The sequence below is a fragment of the Curtobacterium sp. VKM Ac-2861 genome, assembly GCF_013204965.1.
GTDB lineage: Bacteria > Actinomycetota > Actinomycetes > Actinomycetales > Microbacteriaceae > Curtobacterium.
The window spans coordinates 207,034-222,048 of sequence record NZ_JABMLA010000004.1; the positions used below are offsets into that span (position 1 = coordinate 207,034).

Genomic DNA, 15,015 nt, shown 5'->3' on the forward strand with positions numbered 1-15,015 from the left:
TAACGGAAGGTCACGTCGCTGTCGTCGGGCGGTGCCCGCCGACCACGATGGGGTGCATGAGCGATGCACCGAACCGCCCGCTGCGCTTCGCGGCCTTCGTCATGAACACGACGTCGCACATCCAGCACGGCCTCTGGCGACACCCGGACGCCCGTCAGGCCGACTTCGACGACGTCACGCTCTGGACCGACCTGGCGAGGACCCTCGAGCGCGGCAAGTTCGACGCGATGTTCTTCGCCGACGTCGTCGGGACCTACGGACCGGGACGCGGCGACTACTCGACCAACCTGCGCGAGGGGCTGCAGATCCCCTCGAACGACCCCTCGGTGCTGCTCTCCGCGCTCGCCGTGTCGACCGAGCACCTGGGCCTGGCGTTCACGTCGAGCGTCATCCAGTCGCACCCGTTCGACTTCGCCCGCAAGGTCTCCACCCTCGACCACATCACCCGGGGACGGATCGGCTGGAACGTCGTCACGAGCGCGCTCGACAGCGCCGCCCGGAACTTCGGCGCCGACCGGCTCGAGGAGCACGACGAGCGCTACGTCTGGGCCGAGGAGTACCTCGAGGTCTGCGCGAAGCTCTGGGAGGGCTCGTGGGAGGACGGCGCCGTTCTGAAGGACCCGGTGCGTGGCTACGCCGACCCCGACAAGGTGCACCGCATCGACCACCACGGGAAGCGCTACGACGTGCAGGGGCCGCACCTGAGCGCGCCGAGCCCGCAGCGGACGCCGGTGCTGTTCCAGGCCGGCTCCTCGCCCGCCGGTCGGGCCTTCGCGGCACGGAACGCCGAGGCTCAGTTCATCCTGACCTCGAACCGCGACGCCACCGAGCAGCTCATCCGCGAGACCCGCGACCTCGCCCAGGCAGCCGGGCGTCGGCGGGAGGACATCGCGTTCTTCCTCGGGCTCACCTTCGTCACCGGGTCCACCGAGGCCGAGGCGAAGGCGAAGGAAGCGGAGATCGACGAGTACCTGGCGGCCGACGGCTTCCTGGTGCACTCGAACCTCGGCTTCGACCCGGACACCGGCGAGGCCCTCGACCCGGACACCCCGCTGTCCGAGGTCCGCACCCACGCCGGGCAGTCGCACCTGCAGTGGCTCCGCGAGGCCGCCGGCGACCGCGAACCCACGATCGCCGACCTCGCCCGCCTGTCCGCCAAGCTCCGTGCCCGGGTCGTCGGCACGCCCGACCAGATCGCCGACGAACTCGCGGACTGGCAGCGCGTCGGCGTCGACGGGGTGAACGTCATCAACTGGACGCTGCCCGGCTCGTACGAGGAGTTCGTCGACCACATCGCGCCCACCCTGCAGGAGCGTGGGCTGATGCAGTCCGAGTACCGCGAGGGCACCCTGCGCGAGAAGCTCTTCGGGCACCCGCAGCTGCCGGACTCGCACCCCGCCCGGCAGTGGCGCGGCGCGTTCACGGGCGGCGCGAGCGGTGTGTCGGAGGCGGCACGTGCCGTGGAGGTGACCGCATGACGGACGCGACGACGACCGACGGGCGCACGCGGGGCCTCCCGGCCGACCGTCTGGCGACCCTGCGCGAACGCTTCGCGCCGGTGTTCGCGGCCATCCGCGAGGGCGCGGTCGAGCGGGAGCTCGCCTCCGGCACCCCCGGCGACCGGCCGCTGCCGCACGCCGAGGTCCGCGCGCTCGCCGACGCGGGGTTCGGACGGCTGCGCGTCCCCGAGGACCGCGGCGGGTTCGGCGTGACCCTGGTCGAACTCGTGCAGCTGGTGGCGGACCTGGCGGCCGCGGACTCGAACATCGCGCACCTGTGGCGAGGGCACTTCGGGTACACCGAACTCGTGCTGCTCCGGCCATCGTCGGCCGGACGGGACGAGTGGCTCCAGCGCATCGTCGACGGGGCGATCGTGGGGAACGCGACCTCGGAGCGGACCGGCACGACCCTGGCCGACATCTCGACGACGGTGACGCCGGCTGGCGATTCCCTCCGTCTCGACGGGCGGAAGTTCTACTCGACCGGCACGCTCTACGCCGACTGGATCTACCTGGCCGCGGACCGCTCGGGGGACCGCGTGACCTTCGCCGTGCCGGTCGACGCGCCGGGTGTGACGAGCGTCGACGACTGGGACGGGTTCGGCCAGCGGCTGACCGCGTCCGGCACCACGGTCTTCGAGGGCGTGCCGGTCGACCCCGCCGCGGTGTCGGCGTACAAGGACGCACCGCTCTCGCACATCCAGGCCTTCTTCCAGCTGTACCTGCTGGCCGTCCTGGCCGGCATCGGACAGGCGGTGTCCGACGATGCGGTCGCCTTCGTGCGGCCGCGGACCCGGACGTACATCCACGCGAACGCGGCGACGCCAGGGGAGGACCCGCAGGTGCTGGCGATCCTCGGTCGGTTGTCCGCCGGGGCGTTCACCGCCCGGTCGCTCGTCGTCGCTGCCGCGGGGCTGCTCGACCGGGTCGTGGCGACGAACGAGCCCGGGGTCGGGGTCGAACACGCACTGCTGGACGCCGCCGAGAACGCGGTCTACCAGGCGCAGGTCGAGATCGGGCCGCGGGTGCTGCGGTCGTGCTCCGAGCTGTTCGAGGTCGGTGGGGCGTCCGCTGCCGACCGGACGCGCGCGCTGGACCGGCACTGGCGGAACGCCCGCGTCGTGGCGTCGCACAACCCGGCCGTCTACAAGGAGCGGCTCGTGGGGGAGTACGCGCTGCACGGGCGGGGGCCGGTGGGCGCGTGGGAGAAGTACCAGGAGGTGGGGCCGACGCGGTTCTGAGGGGGCGGGGGGCTGCCCGGCGGGCGCGGGCTGTCCGGCTGCGGGCGCGGCCGCGGCGCGAGTTTTCGCGGTGAGCGACAGTTCTCGCGCTCGTGGGCCCGAGGAATGTCGCTGAGCCCGAAACTCGGGCGCCGGGTGCGCCGGGTGCGCCGGGTGGGCGCCTACGCCCAGCCGAGCTCGTGCAGCCGCTCGTCGTCGATGCCGTAGAAGTGCCCGATCTCGTGCACGAGCGTGGTGTGCACCTCGTCCTGGAGCTCCTCGACGGTGTCGCACTCGGCCAGGTGCTGCTTGCGGAACACCACGATGCGGTCGGGGAGTTCGCCGAAGCCGTACTGCCCGCGCTCGGTCGCCGCGATGCCGTCGTACACGCCGAAGAGCTCTTCGCCGTTCTCCGGTTCGTCCTCGACCACGAACACCACGTTGTCGAGCCCGTCGACCATCTCGTCGGGGAGCAGGTCGAGTTCGTCGGTCACGAGCTGCTCGAAGTCGTCGGCGGACATCTCCATCACGCAGGGATCGTCCCACACCGCCCTGACCACTCGCGGCGAAGCCGCACGGCGCCGGAGGCGCCCAGACAAACACAGAGGGAGAGCCCCGGTTGCGTCACACGCAACAGGGCTCTCCCTCGACTGGGGTGAATAACGGGTCTCGAACCCGCGACCTCCTAGACCACAACCAGGCGCTCTACCAACTGAGCTATATCCACCATGCACACACCGGCGGACCGGCGCGACCACTCAATAGTAGTACATGCTGCGGGCGGTGCCGACCACCCGTGTCGTCACTCGGCTGCCGGCTGCGCCAGGCGCGGTTCCCACTTCTCGACGACCTCGGCCTGGACGGCACGCACCTCGTCGGTGGTCGGCCCCGGCTCGGCGACGAAGCCCGCGCGGCGGTAGTACTCGAGCTCGCGGATCGACTCGAGGATGTCCGCGAGGGCCCGGTGCCCGCCGTGCTTCTCCGGCGAGTTGAAGTACACGCGCGGGAACCAGCGGCGGCAGAGCTCCTTGATGCTCGACACGTCGACGCTGCGGTAGTGCAGGTGGCCGTCGACGCGGGGCATGTACTTGGACAGGAACGCGCGGTCGGTGCCGATGGTGTTGCCGGCCAGGGGAGCGGTGCCCTCGGCGGGGACGTGCTCGAGGATGTACTCGAGCACCTGGTACTCGGCGTCCGCCAGGCTGACGCCGTTCGGGATCTCCTCGATGAGTCCCGACGTGACGTGCATGTTCGTCACGAACTCGTTCATGTTGTCGAGCGCGGACTGGTCCGGCTTGATCACGATGTCGAATCCGGGGTGCACGGGCTCGAGGTCGAAGTCGGTGATGACCACGGCCACCTCGACGAGTTCGTCGACCTCGAGGTCGAGGCCGGTCATCTCGCAGTCGATCCAGACGAGGCGGTCATTCGCGGTTGCCATGTGCACGATCCTATTCCCGGCCCGCGCGCGCCCCGTGCGCAGGTGGTGCGCGGCCGGTGCGCGGCCGCGTCCGCAGTCGCGTCCGCGGCTGGTGCGCGCTGGTGCGCGGTCGCGTCCCCGAACCCGCGAGCGGGCGAAATGCCCGGGTCGCGTCGCGAGGCACCCTGGTGTTTCGCCCGCTCGCGGGCGCGGCGGTGCCGGAGGTGCGTGGGGCCGTGGTGGTGACCGCCTGGAGGCCCGGTGGCGGTCCGCTGGGCGGGCGTCGGGCCTCCCGGCTGGTCGCGTCCAGCGCGCGCACCGTGAGCGGGCGAAATGCCGGGGTTGCGCGGCGGGGTGGCGGGGTATTTCGCCCGCTCGGCGAGACGCTCGGGAGGGGCTGCGCTGCGGCCACTCCGCGCCAGCGCGAGCGGGCGAAATACCCGGGCCGCGTCGGGAGGCACCCGGGTGTTTCGCCCGCTCGCGGAGGCGGAGGGGCCGTGGTGGTGACTGCCTGGAGGCCCGGTGGCGGACTGTCGGACTGGCGCCGCGCCTCCAGGCTGGTCGCGCCCAGTGCGCAGAGCGCGAGCGGGCGGAATACCCGGGTCGCGTTTCAGGGGACCCAGGCATTCCGCCCGCTCGCGGCCAGCTGGGCGGACGACGGCGGGCGGACGTGGTCGCGCCCAGTGCGCAGAGCGCGAGCGGGCGAAATGCCCGGGCCGCGTCTGGAGACACCCGGGTGTTTCGCCCGCTCGCGCAAGAGGGGGCGGGGCGTGGAAGGGAAGGGCGCGGGGGAGCTAGGACATCTCGCCGGCGCCGATCGCCTCGGCCTCGACGCGCTCCGGCTCGGCACCGTCGTCCACGCGGCGCAGGACCTTCGTGGTGCAGAGGATCACGACGAACGCGACGGCGACGGACGCTCCGGCGAAGACGTAGGCGGCCGAGGGGGCGTACGCGTCGGCGAGCAGGGTCGCGACGGGCGGGGCGATGGCGCCGCCGATGAAGCGGACGGCGGAGTAGGCGCTCGAGGCGACCGAGCGGGGCAGGTCCGTGGCCTCCATGACGCACTCCGTGAGCACCGTGTTCAGCACACCGAGCACGAGTCCACCGATGATGACGCAGATGATGAGGCCGACCTGCGAGTCCACGACGACGGCCGCGGCGAAGAGGTCGAGTGCCAGCAGGGGCAGCGCGATCTTCAGCACCGTCGTCCTGCGGAGACGGGCGGTGAGCATCGGGGCGACCCAGACGGAGGTGATCGCGAGACCGAGGCCCCAGCCGAAGAACGTGAAGCCGATGCCGAGCGCACCGAAGCCGAGCGGGAACGGCGTGTAGGCGAGCAGGACGAAGAAGCCGATGTTGTAGAACAGCGCGGTCGCGGCGAGTGCGGCGAGCGCGGGACGGCCGAGGGCGCGGAAGGGCGCCGAGAGCTTCGTGGGCGTGGGCTTCTCGAGGCTGCCGGTCTTGAGGAGCGCCACGATCGCGATGAACGCGACGGCCATCAGGGTGGTGACACCGAAGAACGGGCCGCGCCAGCTCACCGACCCCAGCAGCCCGCCGACGAGGGGGCCGACGGCGATGCCGAGCCCGAGCGCTGCCTCGTACAGGATGATCGCCGAGGCGGTCCCGCCCGACGCTGCACCGACGATGGTCGCCAGGGCGGTGGAGATGAAGAGCGCGTTGCCGAGGCCCCAGCCGGCGCGGAAGTCGATGATGCTCCACACGCTGTTCGACGTCGCGGCGAGGACCGAGAACACGACGATGAGCGCCAGACCGATGAGCAGGGTGCGCTTCGCGCCGATGCGGCTCGAGACCCAGCTCGTGAAGAACATCGCGACGCCGGTGACGGCCAGGTAGCTCGTGAAGAGCAGTTCGGTCTGCGCCGGGGTCGCCTTGAGCGATCCAGCGATCGCGGGGAGGATCGGGTCGACGAGGCCGATGCCCATGAAGGCGACGACGCAGGCGAAGGCGATCGCCCAGACCGCTGAGGACTGCTTGAGGATGGAGCCGGACTGGCCGGCAGGTGCGTGGGCGTTCACGCGGTGGTCTCCGTTCTGGTGGTCGTACGCTGGGCGATCAGGACGGACGCGTGGTGCAGCACGTCCCAGTCGTCGTCGGTGAGGTCGGCGAACAACGGGCCGACCGTGTCGGTGAGCGTGGCGCGCCAGGCGGTGAGCCGGGCGCGGCCCGCGTCGGTGATCTCGATGAGCTGGCCGCGGGAGTCGTCGGGGTCGACGCTCCGCGTGACCAGGCCGTCGGCGAGCATGCCCGTGACGAGCCGGGTCATCGTGGGTTGCGCCACGCGCGAGGCGGCCGCCAGCTCACCGAGCCGGAGCGGCTCGTCGGACTCGAGGATGCCGAGCGTGCGCCAGACCGCGGCCGACGTGGTGTTGCCCGTCGACTGCGCGGCGCTGCGGATCAGGCGGTTGACGGAGACGAGGAGCGTCTCGATCGTCTGCGCACGCGTTGTTTCCATAGCTGAAGTATATAGCAATGCTATGCATTGCGCAACAGGCCGCACCAGGCCGCAACAGGCACCGCCTGGTAGAAGGGATGCATGAGCGACATCACCATCCACGAAGGCGACGAGTACACCGCGATCTTCCACGGCGGACCCTTCGACGGCACGACCGACACCCGCACCGCGACGAGCGACGCGCTGGACGACGAGGTCACGGTGTTCGCTGACGTCGAGGGCCTGCAGACGGCCTTCACCTACCGCGCCACCAAGTCCCGTCAGGTCCTCGACCAGACCTCGGTCGAGTTCACCTACGAGCCGGGGGAGTCCGACCCGGTGGACGACCTCGCCGACCGTGGCGACCGCAGCGGCGAGTTCGACCGGGAGTAGAACCCCGCGCCGCCGCGTTGCACGGTCACATGCAGCTCGACCTCTGGACGTCCGCCTTCTGTGCGCCGTGCGCCGCCGCCCGCCGGGTGTCGGCCGAGGCGTCGGCGCTCGTCCCCGGGCTCGCCGTGACCGAACGCGACGTGGCGTCGTACCCCGACGACGCAGAGGACCTCGGCATCCGTTCCACGCCCACGATCATCGTGCGGCGGGATGACGGTGCCGAGGTCTTCCGTTCACCCGGGGTCCCCACCCGCGACCAGCTCCTGCTGGCGATCGCCAAGGCCCTCTGACCCGGCGCCCGCAGTGCGGTCGCCGCCCGCCGCGCTGACGGCGGCCGCCACGCGCTCGCCGCCCGCGCCGCCCGCCACCCGCTGCGACGTCGGCGCCGCCACCACGACCGGCTCCGGCGGGTCGACCAGCGCCCTGGCCTTCCGCGCCAGCCGCTTCGTCGTCCGGATCGGCGCCCCGATCAGGAGCGCGAGCCAGCCCAGCGCTGAGCGATCCGCTCCGCCCAGGGCGTTCTTCCGCTCCCAGGCCCGGCGCAGCACACCGCCCCGGCTGCGGCGTGCGGGTTCCCGGTCGAAGAGCGTCCCGGCGTCCCGCCGCACCATGAGCTCCGTGAGTCGGCGCTGCCAGTCGTCGTCCGACGCCGGGTGGAAGTAGTTGTCCTGCATCCAGCTCGGTCGGACCGTGCCGAACCGGCCGTCCACCAGGTCGACCGAGTCGCCCTCGAGGCCGCTCGACACGAACACCTCGTTGATGAGGTGGCGGCCGATGCCGAAGTCCGTCAGCGTCAGCGCGGGCACACCACGTGCGGCCGCTTCGAGCACCGCCGTCGAGCTGATCGTCACGAGGGCCACCGCACGGTCGAGGTGTTCGGCCATCGGCCCGCTCTCGACCACCAGGTTCGCCGGTGCGTCGGCCGGCACGAGGTCGGGGTAGGGGTGTTCCTCGCGGTGCGTCTGGTGTTCGCCGGCGGCCGCGCGGGTCTTGATCACGACGCGCCACTCCGGGTGCTGCCGTGCGGTCGCGACGAGCCACTCCACGACGAGGGCCCGGTCGACGCGCTCCAGCGGGACGCTCGGCTGGGCAGCGAAGACGACGGCGTCGCGGACGGGCTCATCGGGCGCGCCGGTGCTGGCGCTGGCGGGCGCGCCCGTGCTGGCGCTCGCAGTCGCGCCCGTGCTGGCGCTGGCGCTCGCGCTCCGGGCGAAGGGCAGGGTGGCGAGCGCGAGGTGCGGCTCGACACCGCCTTCGATCGCCATCTCCTCGTACGCCCGCACCTCGCGGTGGCTGTGCAGCACGAACAGGTCGGCCCGCGCACGGAAGAAGATGCCCTTCCACTTCGCCGGGAACGAGATGCCCGGCAGGCCGGACACCAGCACCGGCCGGTCCGGGATCCGGCGGTGCACCTCGTCGATGACGAGTTCGGCGACCGGGCCGATCAGGGACACGAGGACGGCGTCGGGCGGATCGACGCGGAGCTCCTCGACGACGGCATCGACGTCCTTCGGCGACGGCGGAGCCGTCCGCAGGTGCGCGAGTCGTGCGTCGAGCCCGCGGAACGCCGAGCGCAGCTGCTTCGTGCTGGCCGAACGCGGCGTCGCGACGGTCCGCAGGTCGAGGTCCCAGCCGGCCGGCGCCGTCGCGAGCAGGTGGGCGCCCCACTTGGCGAACGAGTCGGTGTCGACCAGGGCGACCACACGTCGGCCGCGGGGTGACGGGCCGGACGGGAGGCGCGCCTCCCGTCCGACGGTCGACGCACCCCCGTCAGCCGGCACGTCCAGGGCGCCGGTCTCGTCGACCGGGCCGCTCACGCGCCGACGCGGCGCAGCTTCGCGAGCGGCGCCCGCTCGCCGGGGAAGATCCGCTTCACCCCGTCACCGAGCGCGGTCTCGATGATGCGGATGTCCCGCGCCAGGGTCTTCAGGCCGTGCGGCTCCAGCGATGCCGCGTGGTCCGAGCCCCACATCGTGCGGTCGAGCGTGATGTGCCGTTCGACCGCGGTGGCGCCGAGGGCGACGGCGGCGATCGAGATCTGCAGGCCCGGCTCGTGGCCGGAGTACCCGACGGGCACGCCCGAGTAGCGGTGCGCGAGGGTGTCGATCATGCGCAGGTTCGCCTCCTCGGCGGGGAGCGGGTACGTCGACGTGGCGTGCATGAGCACGAGGCGGTCGGTTCCGAGGGCGTCCACGGCGGCGTCGATCTGCTCGAGCGTCGACATGCCCGTCGACAGGATGACGGGCTTGCCAGTGGCGGCGACGGCCGCGAGCATCCCGAGGTCGGTCACCGACGCCGAGGCGATCTTGTACGCGACGACGTTGAGGTCCTCGAGGAAGTCCACCGACGGCTCGTCCCAGGGCGAGGCGAACCAGTCCAGGCCGCGCAGCGTCGCGTGGTCGCCGATCTCGATGTACTGGTCGCGGTCGAACTCGACGCGGTAACGGTACTCCAGGTAGGTCATCTCGCCCCACGGGGTGCTGCGGGGCGTGTTCTTCATGTGCTCGGGCGTGGAGATCGCCGGGGTGCGCTTCTGGAACTTGACGGCCTGCAGTCCGGCGTCGGCGGCGACGTCGATGAGCTGCTTGGCGATGTCGACGTCACCGTTGTGGTTGAGGCCGATCTCGCCGATGAGGTACGCGGGGTGGCCCGCGCCGATCGTGGACGTGCCGATGGTGACGGTCATGGTGCTCCGTTCAGTGCGGGGGCTGCCCGCGTCGGGGATGGGTCGTGGTCCGGGGCGTGGATCGGAACGGCGGCTGCGCGGGCGTCGGCCGTGGCGTCGGCCGTGGCTTCGGCCGTGGCGTCGGCCGTGATGAGGTCGGTCTCGTCGTCGATGTCGATCGCGCCGGCGGGGTCGACGGCGATGAGTTCGACGCGGCCGTGGAAGCGGTGCCGGTGCTGCCGGAAGCCGTCGGTCCGCATGACGTACGAGGCGCCGGTCTCGCGGTACTCGGCCGCGCGGTCCTGGCGACGCGGACGGGTGGCCGCGTCGTGGTTCACGGCGACGGCGGAACCGTCGTCGGCGATGCGCCACAGGAACGCGTGCGACGGCGCTGCGGCGAACACGACGTCGGCGTGCCCCTCCGCGACCCGCCGGATCGCCGTGTCGAGGTCGTCCGGGTCGATGAACGGCGAGGTCGCCTGCAGGAACACCAGGACCTCGGGCAGCGCATCGCCGGCGGCCTCGAGTTCGTCGAGCACGTGGAGCAGCGCGGACTCCGACGACGCCTGGTCGCCCGCGAGGTCGGCCGGCCGACGGACCACGTCGGCACCGGCGGCGCGGGCCTCGGCGGCGATGGCGTCACCGTCGGTCGTGACGACCACGGCGTCGATCAGTGCTGCGCTGCGTGCCGACTCCACGGCCCGGCGGACGAGCGACCGACCTCCGACCGTCCGGAGGTTCTTGCCCGGGATGCCCTTCGAGCCGGCGCGTGCGGGGACGACGGCGAGGACGGTGGCAGAGGAGTGCATCTCCCGGACGGTACGAAGCGCGGGTGTCCCGGAGGCGAACTGCGGGCAGACGACGGCCGAACCGTTCCGGAACCGCTCGAGCGGCGGGTCCCGGTTAGAATCGACGTCGCTCGCCTCCGTAGCTCAGTGGATAGAGCAGGTGGTTTCTACCCACCGTGCCGCGGGTTCGATTCCTGCCGGGGGCACGACGCGAACGGGCCGCCATCCGATCGGATGGCGGCCCGTTGCTCGTTCGTGGGGGTGCTGGATGCTGCGTGCTGCTTGTCCGCGCCCGCTACTCGTCGTCGTCCGCGGCGCGGCGGCGGAGTTCGGAGGCGCTGATCGGCTGAGTGTGCGTCGCCTCGGACGTCTCGTCCGCGTCCGTGGGCTCTGCCGGCGCCTGGGTGATGCGGGTCGGGATCGACGTCGTGTTCGTCGTGCCCGGGGTCTCGACCCTCGGAGCAGGAGCGGACGCCGGGGTCGTCGGTGCGCCCGGGGTGGTCGGTGTCCCCGGGGCCGTCGGGACGTCGTTGGCGGGCGTCCGGTTGACGTGGGCGTCGGCCGAGGTCGGCGCCGGTGTCGCGACGGTGGACGGCGCGGGACGGTCGGTGCCGCGGGCCGGGGTCACCCGGTCGGTGTCGCCGAAGGCCTTGGTGACGGCGTCGTCGTCCACCACCTCGGTGTCGTCGGTGCCGCGGCTCGGGGTCGAGCGTGCGGGTGACGTGGGCGTTCCGAGTGCCGGGCGCACGGGCGGTGCGGCCTCGTCACCGTAGACGCGGGTGGTGTTCTCGCCGTACGAGCGGGTGACGTTGGCGTCCGACCCACCGCGGTTCACCGAGAACCCGGGTCCTGCCGTGGGAGCGGCGGCAGCGGGGGCGGACCCGGCGGCGGCAGCTGCGGCAGCGGGGGCGCCACCGGCGGGGGCCGACCCGGCGTTGGCCGGGGCCGACGGCGCGGAGGCGGGCGTGCCTCCTGGACGCTGTGCCGGACGCAGGGACGTCGTCGTCGGCGTCGGGCGCTCGACGGGAGCGGCCTGAGCGGGCGCTGCCGGGGTCTGCGGTCGGGCGGCGCCGTTCTGGTCGGCGTTCCAGTCCTGCTGGCGCTTGATCAGGTCGGCGTCCGGGTCGGGGGACTCGAACTTCCAGCGCTCGAGGTCGGCCTTGAAGAGCTTGCGAGCGCGGCCCGGACGGGCCTGCCACTCGAGCAGGCGGTCGCGGAACTCGGCGAGCGACTGGTCGGCCTGGAAGCTGAAGGTCGACGAGTTCTTCTTGATGTCGGCGATCTCGTGCTGTGCCCAGTTGGCGGCGAGGGGCGCACCCTGCACGGGGAGCAGCCGGAGCCGGATGTCGGCATCCTCTGCCAGGTGGTCCGCGTAGCCGCGTTCGTCGTGCCCGAGCGAACCCCAAGCAGCGGCCTTGCGCGCCGCGGAGATGATCGCCGCGACGGCGGCGTTCTTCGACTCGCGCTCCTGCAGGGCGACGACCCGTTTGGTCGCACCCCGTCCGATGAGCGCCGCGATCACGCCGGCGACGACGATGGCGACGAAGGGGATCACGGCACCCGAGATCACCCGCCACCCGTCGTCGGACGAAGTCCAGTCGGTCAGGTCGTTCCACCAGTCCATGCGCGCACCATACTCACGAAACGGTCAGGCCCCGGGGAGGACGAACGGCGTTCCGCGCATCCGACCCGAGATGATTCCAATCTGGAACATCATGACCAACGGAGGCAGTCCACGGCGTCGTCGGCGGACCACACGTTCGGCAGCTCGACGAACCGACGCTCGGTGGCGACGTAGCGACGGGCGCGGTAGGCGGTGTCACCGGCGACGTCGATGCGGTCGACGTAGCCGACGATCTCGCCGTTGGCGCGGGTCACGCGGCTCAGGTCGTCGCGGACGTCGAGGATGCGGTAGTCGCCGCGCGACCGGGAGAGCGGGACGGTGCGGATCCGCAGTGCGGGTTCGGTCGTGGTCTGCATCGTGGCCTCCTGGTCGGTGTGGTCTCGACGCTACGGGCCACCACCGACACGCCGGGGCTCTGCCGACGCACCGTGGACGGCGGGACGGGCGGTGCGTGCTGTGGAGGAGATGTCCCCTTCCGGCCCCGCCCGGATGTCGGCGAGGTAGGTTGTGGCCATGACCACGTTCGTGCTCGCAGGTGGGTGTTTCTGGTGTCTCGATGCCGTGTACCGCACGCTCCAGGGTGTGCAGGACGTCGAGTCCGGCTACATCGGCGGTCGGGTGGAGAACCCGTCGTACGAGTTGGTGTGCACGGGGTCCACCGGTCACGCCGAGGCCGTCGCGGTCACCTTCGACGAGACGGTGATCCCGGCCGAGGTCATCCTCGACGTCTTCTTCACGCTGCACGACCCGCGGCAGCTGAACCGGCAGGGCGCTGACGTCGGCACGCAGTACCGCTCGGCGATGTTCCCGGCGGACGACGCGCAGCGCGCGCTCTTCGAGCAGGCGATCCAGCGCGCATCCGACATCTGGGACGGCGGGATCGTCACCACGATCGAGCCGCTCACGACGTTCTACGCGGCGGAGGAGTACCACCAGGACTTCTTCGCGAAGAACCCCGGTCAGGGCTACTGCCTCGCAGTGGCGCTGCCGAAGGTGAACAAGGTCCGCAAGGCCTACAGTCAGTACATCCTGGCGTCCTGATCCTCGGGCGTCGGGGCCACAAGGAGGTGGTCGAACGATGACGAACAACACCGGGACCTGGGTCGCGATCGGTCCGGCGGGTGCGGTGGGCAGCATCCACCGTGCCGCGGACGGCTTCCAGGTCGAGCTCTACGGACGAGGGCGCGCCGGCGGGCTCTACCCGTCGCTCGAGTCGGCGAAGGGCGCGGTCCACGCTGCGCTCGGCCCGCTCGCGGCGCGGCCCGAGTTCCGAGCGCACTAGCGGTCCAGGGCCGGACAGGAGGCCCGGGGGACTCGTCCTCCACAGGTCGCCTGATCGGGTCCACACGCCACAGATCGAGCCCGGGGCTGCTTCCGCAGCCCCGGGCTCGATGACGATCGACGCATGAACGACATCATCACCGTCTGCGGAATCGTCGCCACGGAACCCCGTCACCTCGTCACCGAGACCGGCATCGCCATCACGAGCCTGCGGCTCGCCTCACCGTCACGTCGATGGGACCGGGCCAGCGCGGCCTGGGTCAACGGTGCGACCAACTGGTACACCGTCACCGCGTTCCGCTCCCTCGCGTCGAACGTGTTCAAGTCCCTGAAGAAGGGCGACCGCATCGTCGTCTCCGGCCGCGTCCGGATCCGCACCTGGGAGCGCGACGGCCGCGGTGGAACGTCGGTCGAGATCGACGCCGACGGCATCGGGCACGACCTGGCGTGGGGCATCAGCAACTGGGTCCGGGTGCCGCGCCAGGTGAACGACACGACGTCGGGGCACGGCGGGGTGCGGGGCGTCGATCCCCGGACCGGCGAGGTGCACGGCGGCGGGCTGGGCGCCGCTCCTGCGCTCGACGGTCCGCGGCACGAGCACGACACCGAGCACGAGGCCGAGGCTGGTGCCGGGGCCCACCGCGAGGACGAGGACGCAGCCGGGACGGATCACGGGACCGGGGCCGGGATCGACGACGGACTCGACGAAGCCGACCCGGTCGGGCCGTCGGAGCGCATGCTCGAACAGGACGGTGCCGCGTTCGACCCCGAGTCGCCGGATGACGACGGACCCCTCGCCCGGGTCGCCGCGTGAGTCCGGTCAGACCCGCCGGACGGTCACCACTTCTGCGCGATCATCGCGATGCCGGACACCTGCTCGGTGTCCCAGTTCCCACCGCGCGGCAGCCCGGCGACCCGGCCGTCGATCTTGAAGGTCGCGCCCTGGATCCTCGGCTTGTTCGTCTGCGTCGCCTTCAGCCCGCGGAACGAGAAGCTCGTGTTCCACGTGCCGTTCAGGCCGGTCTGGCCCTTCCGGTCGCCGACGGTGATGCGCGTGTTCTGCACGGTCGAGTGCACGACGTCGCCGTTCAGTCGGGCGTTCGCCTCGGCGTTGAAGAACAGCCGGCCGTCCAGGTTGAGCTTGAGGGTGCCGATCGTCTTGTGGTTCACGATCATCGTCGCGACGTCGTTCTTGTACCAGCGCATCCCGATCGGCGTGAGCTTGTTCGTCGCCGGACCGAGGTAACCGTAGGTGAACTTGCCGTTCTGCACGCGCTCCCAGATGTAGCGCGGCTTGCCCTTGCTCTCGGGGGACCCCTTGTCCGACTGGATGCCGAAGGAGTAGGCGTTGTTGTGGGCGTCGTGGACGTTGATGTACGACGAGTAGCCCGTGCCGGACCCGTTGGCGCTGATGCTCGCCGTGTAGAGCAGGTACGGGTCGCCCTTCGGGACGGCACCGGCGGCCGATGCCGGCGCGGCCGGTGCGACGAGGGCGACGGTGAGCGCGATCGCTCCGACGAAGGGGAGCGCGAGTCGGCGCAGTCGTGTGGCGTGCCTGGTCATGGTTGTCATCCCGTCCGTGATCCTGGATCGGTCCGCGTCGTGGTGAGCGACGGTCCCCGAGGTGGTTGGCGAGGACAACCTACGTCGTCGCCAGGGATCCCGACAGACCC

At 71.6% G+C, this 15,015-nt stretch carries 17 protein-coding genes and 2 tRNA genes; 8 read left to right on the forward strand and 11 right to left on the reverse strand.

The features are described 5' to 3' along the window. Window positions 1-56 precede the first annotated feature (56 nt). On the forward strand, window positions 57-1,478 hold the full coding sequence (locus HQQ88_RS11900) for an LLM class flavin-dependent oxidoreductase (RefSeq protein ID WP_173169545.1): 1,422 nt from the start codon (window positions 57-59) through the stop codon (window positions 1,476-1,478). After that, window positions 1,475-2,740: an acyl-CoA dehydrogenase family protein gene (locus tag HQQ88_RS11905; RefSeq protein ID WP_173169546.1), complete on the forward strand. Its 1,266-nt coding sequence runs from the start codon at window positions 1,475-1,477 to the stop codon at window positions 2,738-2,740. The genes HQQ88_RS11900 and HQQ88_RS11905 overlap by 4 nt, the downstream gene beginning before the upstream one ends. Before the next feature lie 161 nt (window positions 2,741-2,901). Here the strand turns inward: HQQ88_RS11905 and HQQ88_RS11910 are convergent, their stop codons facing one another. The 5 genes from HQQ88_RS11910 to HQQ88_RS11930 form a co-directional block, all read right to left on the reverse strand. Then, window positions 2,902-3,246, reverse strand: coding sequence for a metallopeptidase family protein (locus HQQ88_RS11910; protein ID WP_254067096.1), 345 nt, complete (start codon window positions 3,244-3,246; stop codon window positions 2,902-2,904). A 124-nt stretch (window positions 3,247-3,370) separates the two neighbouring features. Further along, window positions 3,371-3,446, reverse strand: a tRNA-His gene (locus tag HQQ88_RS11915). A 75-nt stretch (window positions 3,447-3,521) separates the two neighbouring features. After that, complete coding sequence (gene orn, locus HQQ88_RS11920; RefSeq protein ID WP_123294017.1) at window positions 3,522-4,160, reverse strand: oligoribonuclease; 639 nt, start codon at window positions 4,158-4,160, stop codon at window positions 3,522-3,524. A 773-nt stretch (window positions 4,161-4,933) separates the two neighbouring features. Then, window positions 4,934-6,175, reverse strand: a complete 1,242-nt coding sequence (locus tag HQQ88_RS11925) for an MFS transporter (RefSeq protein WP_131878453.1) — start codon at window positions 6,173-6,175, stop codon at window positions 4,934-4,936. Further along, complete coding sequence (locus HQQ88_RS11930; RefSeq protein ID WP_123294015.1) at window positions 6,172-6,612, reverse strand: MarR family winged helix-turn-helix transcriptional regulator; 441 nt, start codon at window positions 6,610-6,612, stop codon at window positions 6,172-6,174. Before HQQ88_RS11930 ends, HQQ88_RS11925 begins: the two co-directional genes overlap by 4 nt. Before the next feature lie 81 nt (window positions 6,613-6,693). Here HQQ88_RS11930 and HQQ88_RS11935 point away from each other — a divergent pair, with 81 nt between their 5' ends. Then, the gene (locus HQQ88_RS11935; RefSeq protein WP_111086801.1) at window positions 6,694-6,984 is read left to right on the forward strand and encodes an oligoribonuclease; all 291 of its coding nucleotides are present in this window, start codon (window positions 6,694-6,696) and stop codon (window positions 6,982-6,984) included. Window positions 6,985-7,013: 29 nt separating this feature from the next. Next, window positions 7,014-7,274 carry a thioredoxin family protein gene (locus tag HQQ88_RS11940; RefSeq protein ID WP_132099630.1) on the forward strand — a complete coding sequence of 87 codons (261 nt, stop codon included), beginning with the start codon at window positions 7,014-7,016 and terminating at the stop codon, window positions 7,272-7,274. Here HQQ88_RS11940 and HQQ88_RS11945 read toward each other — a convergent pair. From HQQ88_RS11945 to HQQ88_RS11955, 3 genes are read right to left on the reverse strand one after another with little or no spacing between them, the layout of a single operon-like run. Then, entirely contained in the window at window positions 7,218-8,801 is a 1,584-nt protein-coding gene (locus tag HQQ88_RS11945) for a DUF6716 putative glycosyltransferase (protein WP_173169548.1), read from the reverse strand. The genes HQQ88_RS11940 and HQQ88_RS11945 overlap by 57 nt on opposite strands. Continuing rightward, window positions 8,798-9,670: an N-acetylneuraminate synthase family protein gene (locus HQQ88_RS11950; RefSeq protein ID WP_123294011.1), complete on the reverse strand. Its 873-nt coding sequence runs from the start codon at window positions 9,668-9,670 to the stop codon at window positions 8,798-8,800. Before HQQ88_RS11950 ends, HQQ88_RS11945 begins: the two co-directional genes overlap by 4 nt. Further along, window positions 9,667-10,458 carry an acylneuraminate cytidylyltransferase family protein gene (locus HQQ88_RS11955; RefSeq protein WP_173169549.1) on the reverse strand — a complete coding sequence of 264 codons (792 nt, stop codon included), beginning with the start codon at window positions 10,456-10,458 and terminating at the stop codon, window positions 9,667-9,669. The genes HQQ88_RS11950 and HQQ88_RS11955 overlap by 4 nt, the downstream gene beginning before the upstream one ends. Window positions 10,459-10,570: 112 nt before the next feature. Between HQQ88_RS11955 and HQQ88_RS11960 the strand changes: the two genes are divergently transcribed. Further along, window positions 10,571-10,643: transfer RNA gene (locus HQQ88_RS11960), tRNA-Arg, on the forward strand. A gap of 89 nt (window positions 10,644-10,732) precedes the next feature. On the opposite strand, the gene HQQ88_RS11965 is transcribed toward HQQ88_RS11960, so the two are convergent. Continuing rightward, on the reverse strand, window positions 10,733-12,061 hold the full coding sequence (locus HQQ88_RS11965) for a hypothetical protein (protein WP_173169550.1): 1,329 nt from the start codon (window positions 12,059-12,061) through the stop codon (window positions 10,733-10,735). A gap of 89 nt (window positions 12,062-12,150) precedes the next feature. Beyond that, a complete protein-coding gene (locus tag HQQ88_RS11970; protein ID WP_111086795.1) occupies window positions 12,151-12,417 on the reverse strand; it encodes a hypothetical protein in 267 nt (88 codons plus the stop codon). A 157-nt stretch (window positions 12,418-12,574) separates the two neighbouring features. On the opposite strand from HQQ88_RS11970, the gene msrA reads away from it, so the two are divergent. From msrA to HQQ88_RS11985, 3 genes are all read left to right on the forward strand, one after another. Then, window positions 12,575-13,102, forward strand: coding sequence for a peptide-methionine (S)-S-oxide reductase MsrA (gene msrA, locus HQQ88_RS11975; RefSeq protein ID WP_123294007.1), 528 nt, complete (start codon window positions 12,575-12,577; stop codon window positions 13,100-13,102). Window positions 13,103-13,139: 37 nt separating this feature from the next. Then, complete coding sequence (locus HQQ88_RS11980) at window positions 13,140-13,343, forward strand: methyltransferase (RefSeq protein WP_123294006.1); 204 nt, start codon at window positions 13,140-13,142, stop codon at window positions 13,341-13,343. A gap of 123 nt (window positions 13,344-13,466) precedes the next feature. Continuing rightward, window positions 13,467-14,156, forward strand: coding sequence for a single-stranded DNA-binding protein (locus HQQ88_RS11985; protein WP_123294005.1), 690 nt, complete (start codon window positions 13,467-13,469; stop codon window positions 14,154-14,156). 23 nt (window positions 14,157-14,179) lie between these two features. On the opposite strand, the gene HQQ88_RS11990 is transcribed toward HQQ88_RS11985, so the two are convergent. Beyond that, window positions 14,180-14,905 (reverse strand): hypothetical protein, encoded by a 726-nt coding sequence (locus HQQ88_RS11990; protein WP_134194106.1) that lies wholly within the window; start codon window positions 14,903-14,905, stop codon window positions 14,180-14,182. Window positions 14,906-15,015 lie beyond the last annotated feature (110 nt).

Excerpts from the sequence above, each read along its gene's own strand:
- HQQ88_RS11900 (WP_173169545.1), top strand. The coding sequence starts at position 57 with ATGAGCGATGCACCGAACCGCCCGCTGCGCTTCGCGGCCTTCGTCATG.
- HQQ88_RS11905 (WP_173169546.1), top strand. The coding sequence starts at position 1,475 with ATGACGGACGCGACGACGACCGACGGGCGCACGCGGGGCCTCCCGGCC.
- HQQ88_RS11910 (WP_254067096.1), bottom strand. The coding sequence starts at position 3,246 with ATGGAGATGTCCGCCGACGACTTCGAGCAGCTCGTGACCGACGAACTC.
- orn (WP_123294017.1), bottom strand. The coding sequence starts at position 4,160 with ATGGCAACCGCGAATGACCGCCTCGTCTGGATCGACTGCGAGATGACC.
- HQQ88_RS11930 (WP_123294015.1), bottom strand. The coding sequence starts at position 6,612 with ATGGAAACAACGCGTGCGCAGACGATCGAGACGCTCCTCGTCTCCGTC.
- HQQ88_RS11935 (WP_111086801.1), top strand. The coding sequence starts at position 6,694 with ATGAGCGACATCACCATCCACGAAGGCGACGAGTACACCGCGATCTTC.
- HQQ88_RS11940 (WP_132099630.1), top strand. The coding sequence starts at position 7,014 with ATGCAGCTCGACCTCTGGACGTCCGCCTTCTGTGCGCCGTGCGCCGCC.
- HQQ88_RS11950 (WP_123294011.1), bottom strand. The coding sequence starts at position 9,670 with ATGACCGTCACCATCGGCACGTCCACGATCGGCGCGGGCCACCCCGCG.
- HQQ88_RS11955 (WP_173169549.1), bottom strand. The coding sequence starts at position 10,458 with ATGCACTCCTCTGCCACCGTCCTCGCCGTCGTCCCCGCACGCGCCGGC.
- HQQ88_RS11965 (WP_173169550.1), bottom strand. The coding sequence starts at position 12,061 with ATGGACTGGTGGAACGACCTGACCGACTGGACTTCGTCCGACGACGGG.
- HQQ88_RS11970 (WP_111086795.1), bottom strand. The coding sequence starts at position 12,417 with ATGCAGACCACGACCGAACCCGCACTGCGGATCCGCACCGTCCCGCTC.
- msrA (WP_123294007.1), top strand. The coding sequence starts at position 12,575 with ATGACCACGTTCGTGCTCGCAGGTGGGTGTTTCTGGTGTCTCGATGCC.
- HQQ88_RS11980 (WP_123294006.1), top strand. The coding sequence starts at position 13,140 with ATGACGAACAACACCGGGACCTGGGTCGCGATCGGTCCGGCGGGTGCG.
- HQQ88_RS11985 (WP_123294005.1), top strand. The coding sequence starts at position 13,467 with ATGAACGACATCATCACCGTCTGCGGAATCGTCGCCACGGAACCCCGT.
- HQQ88_RS11990 (WP_134194106.1), bottom strand. The coding sequence starts at position 14,905 with ATGACCAGGCACGCCACACGACTGCGCCGACTCGCGCTCCCCTTCGTC.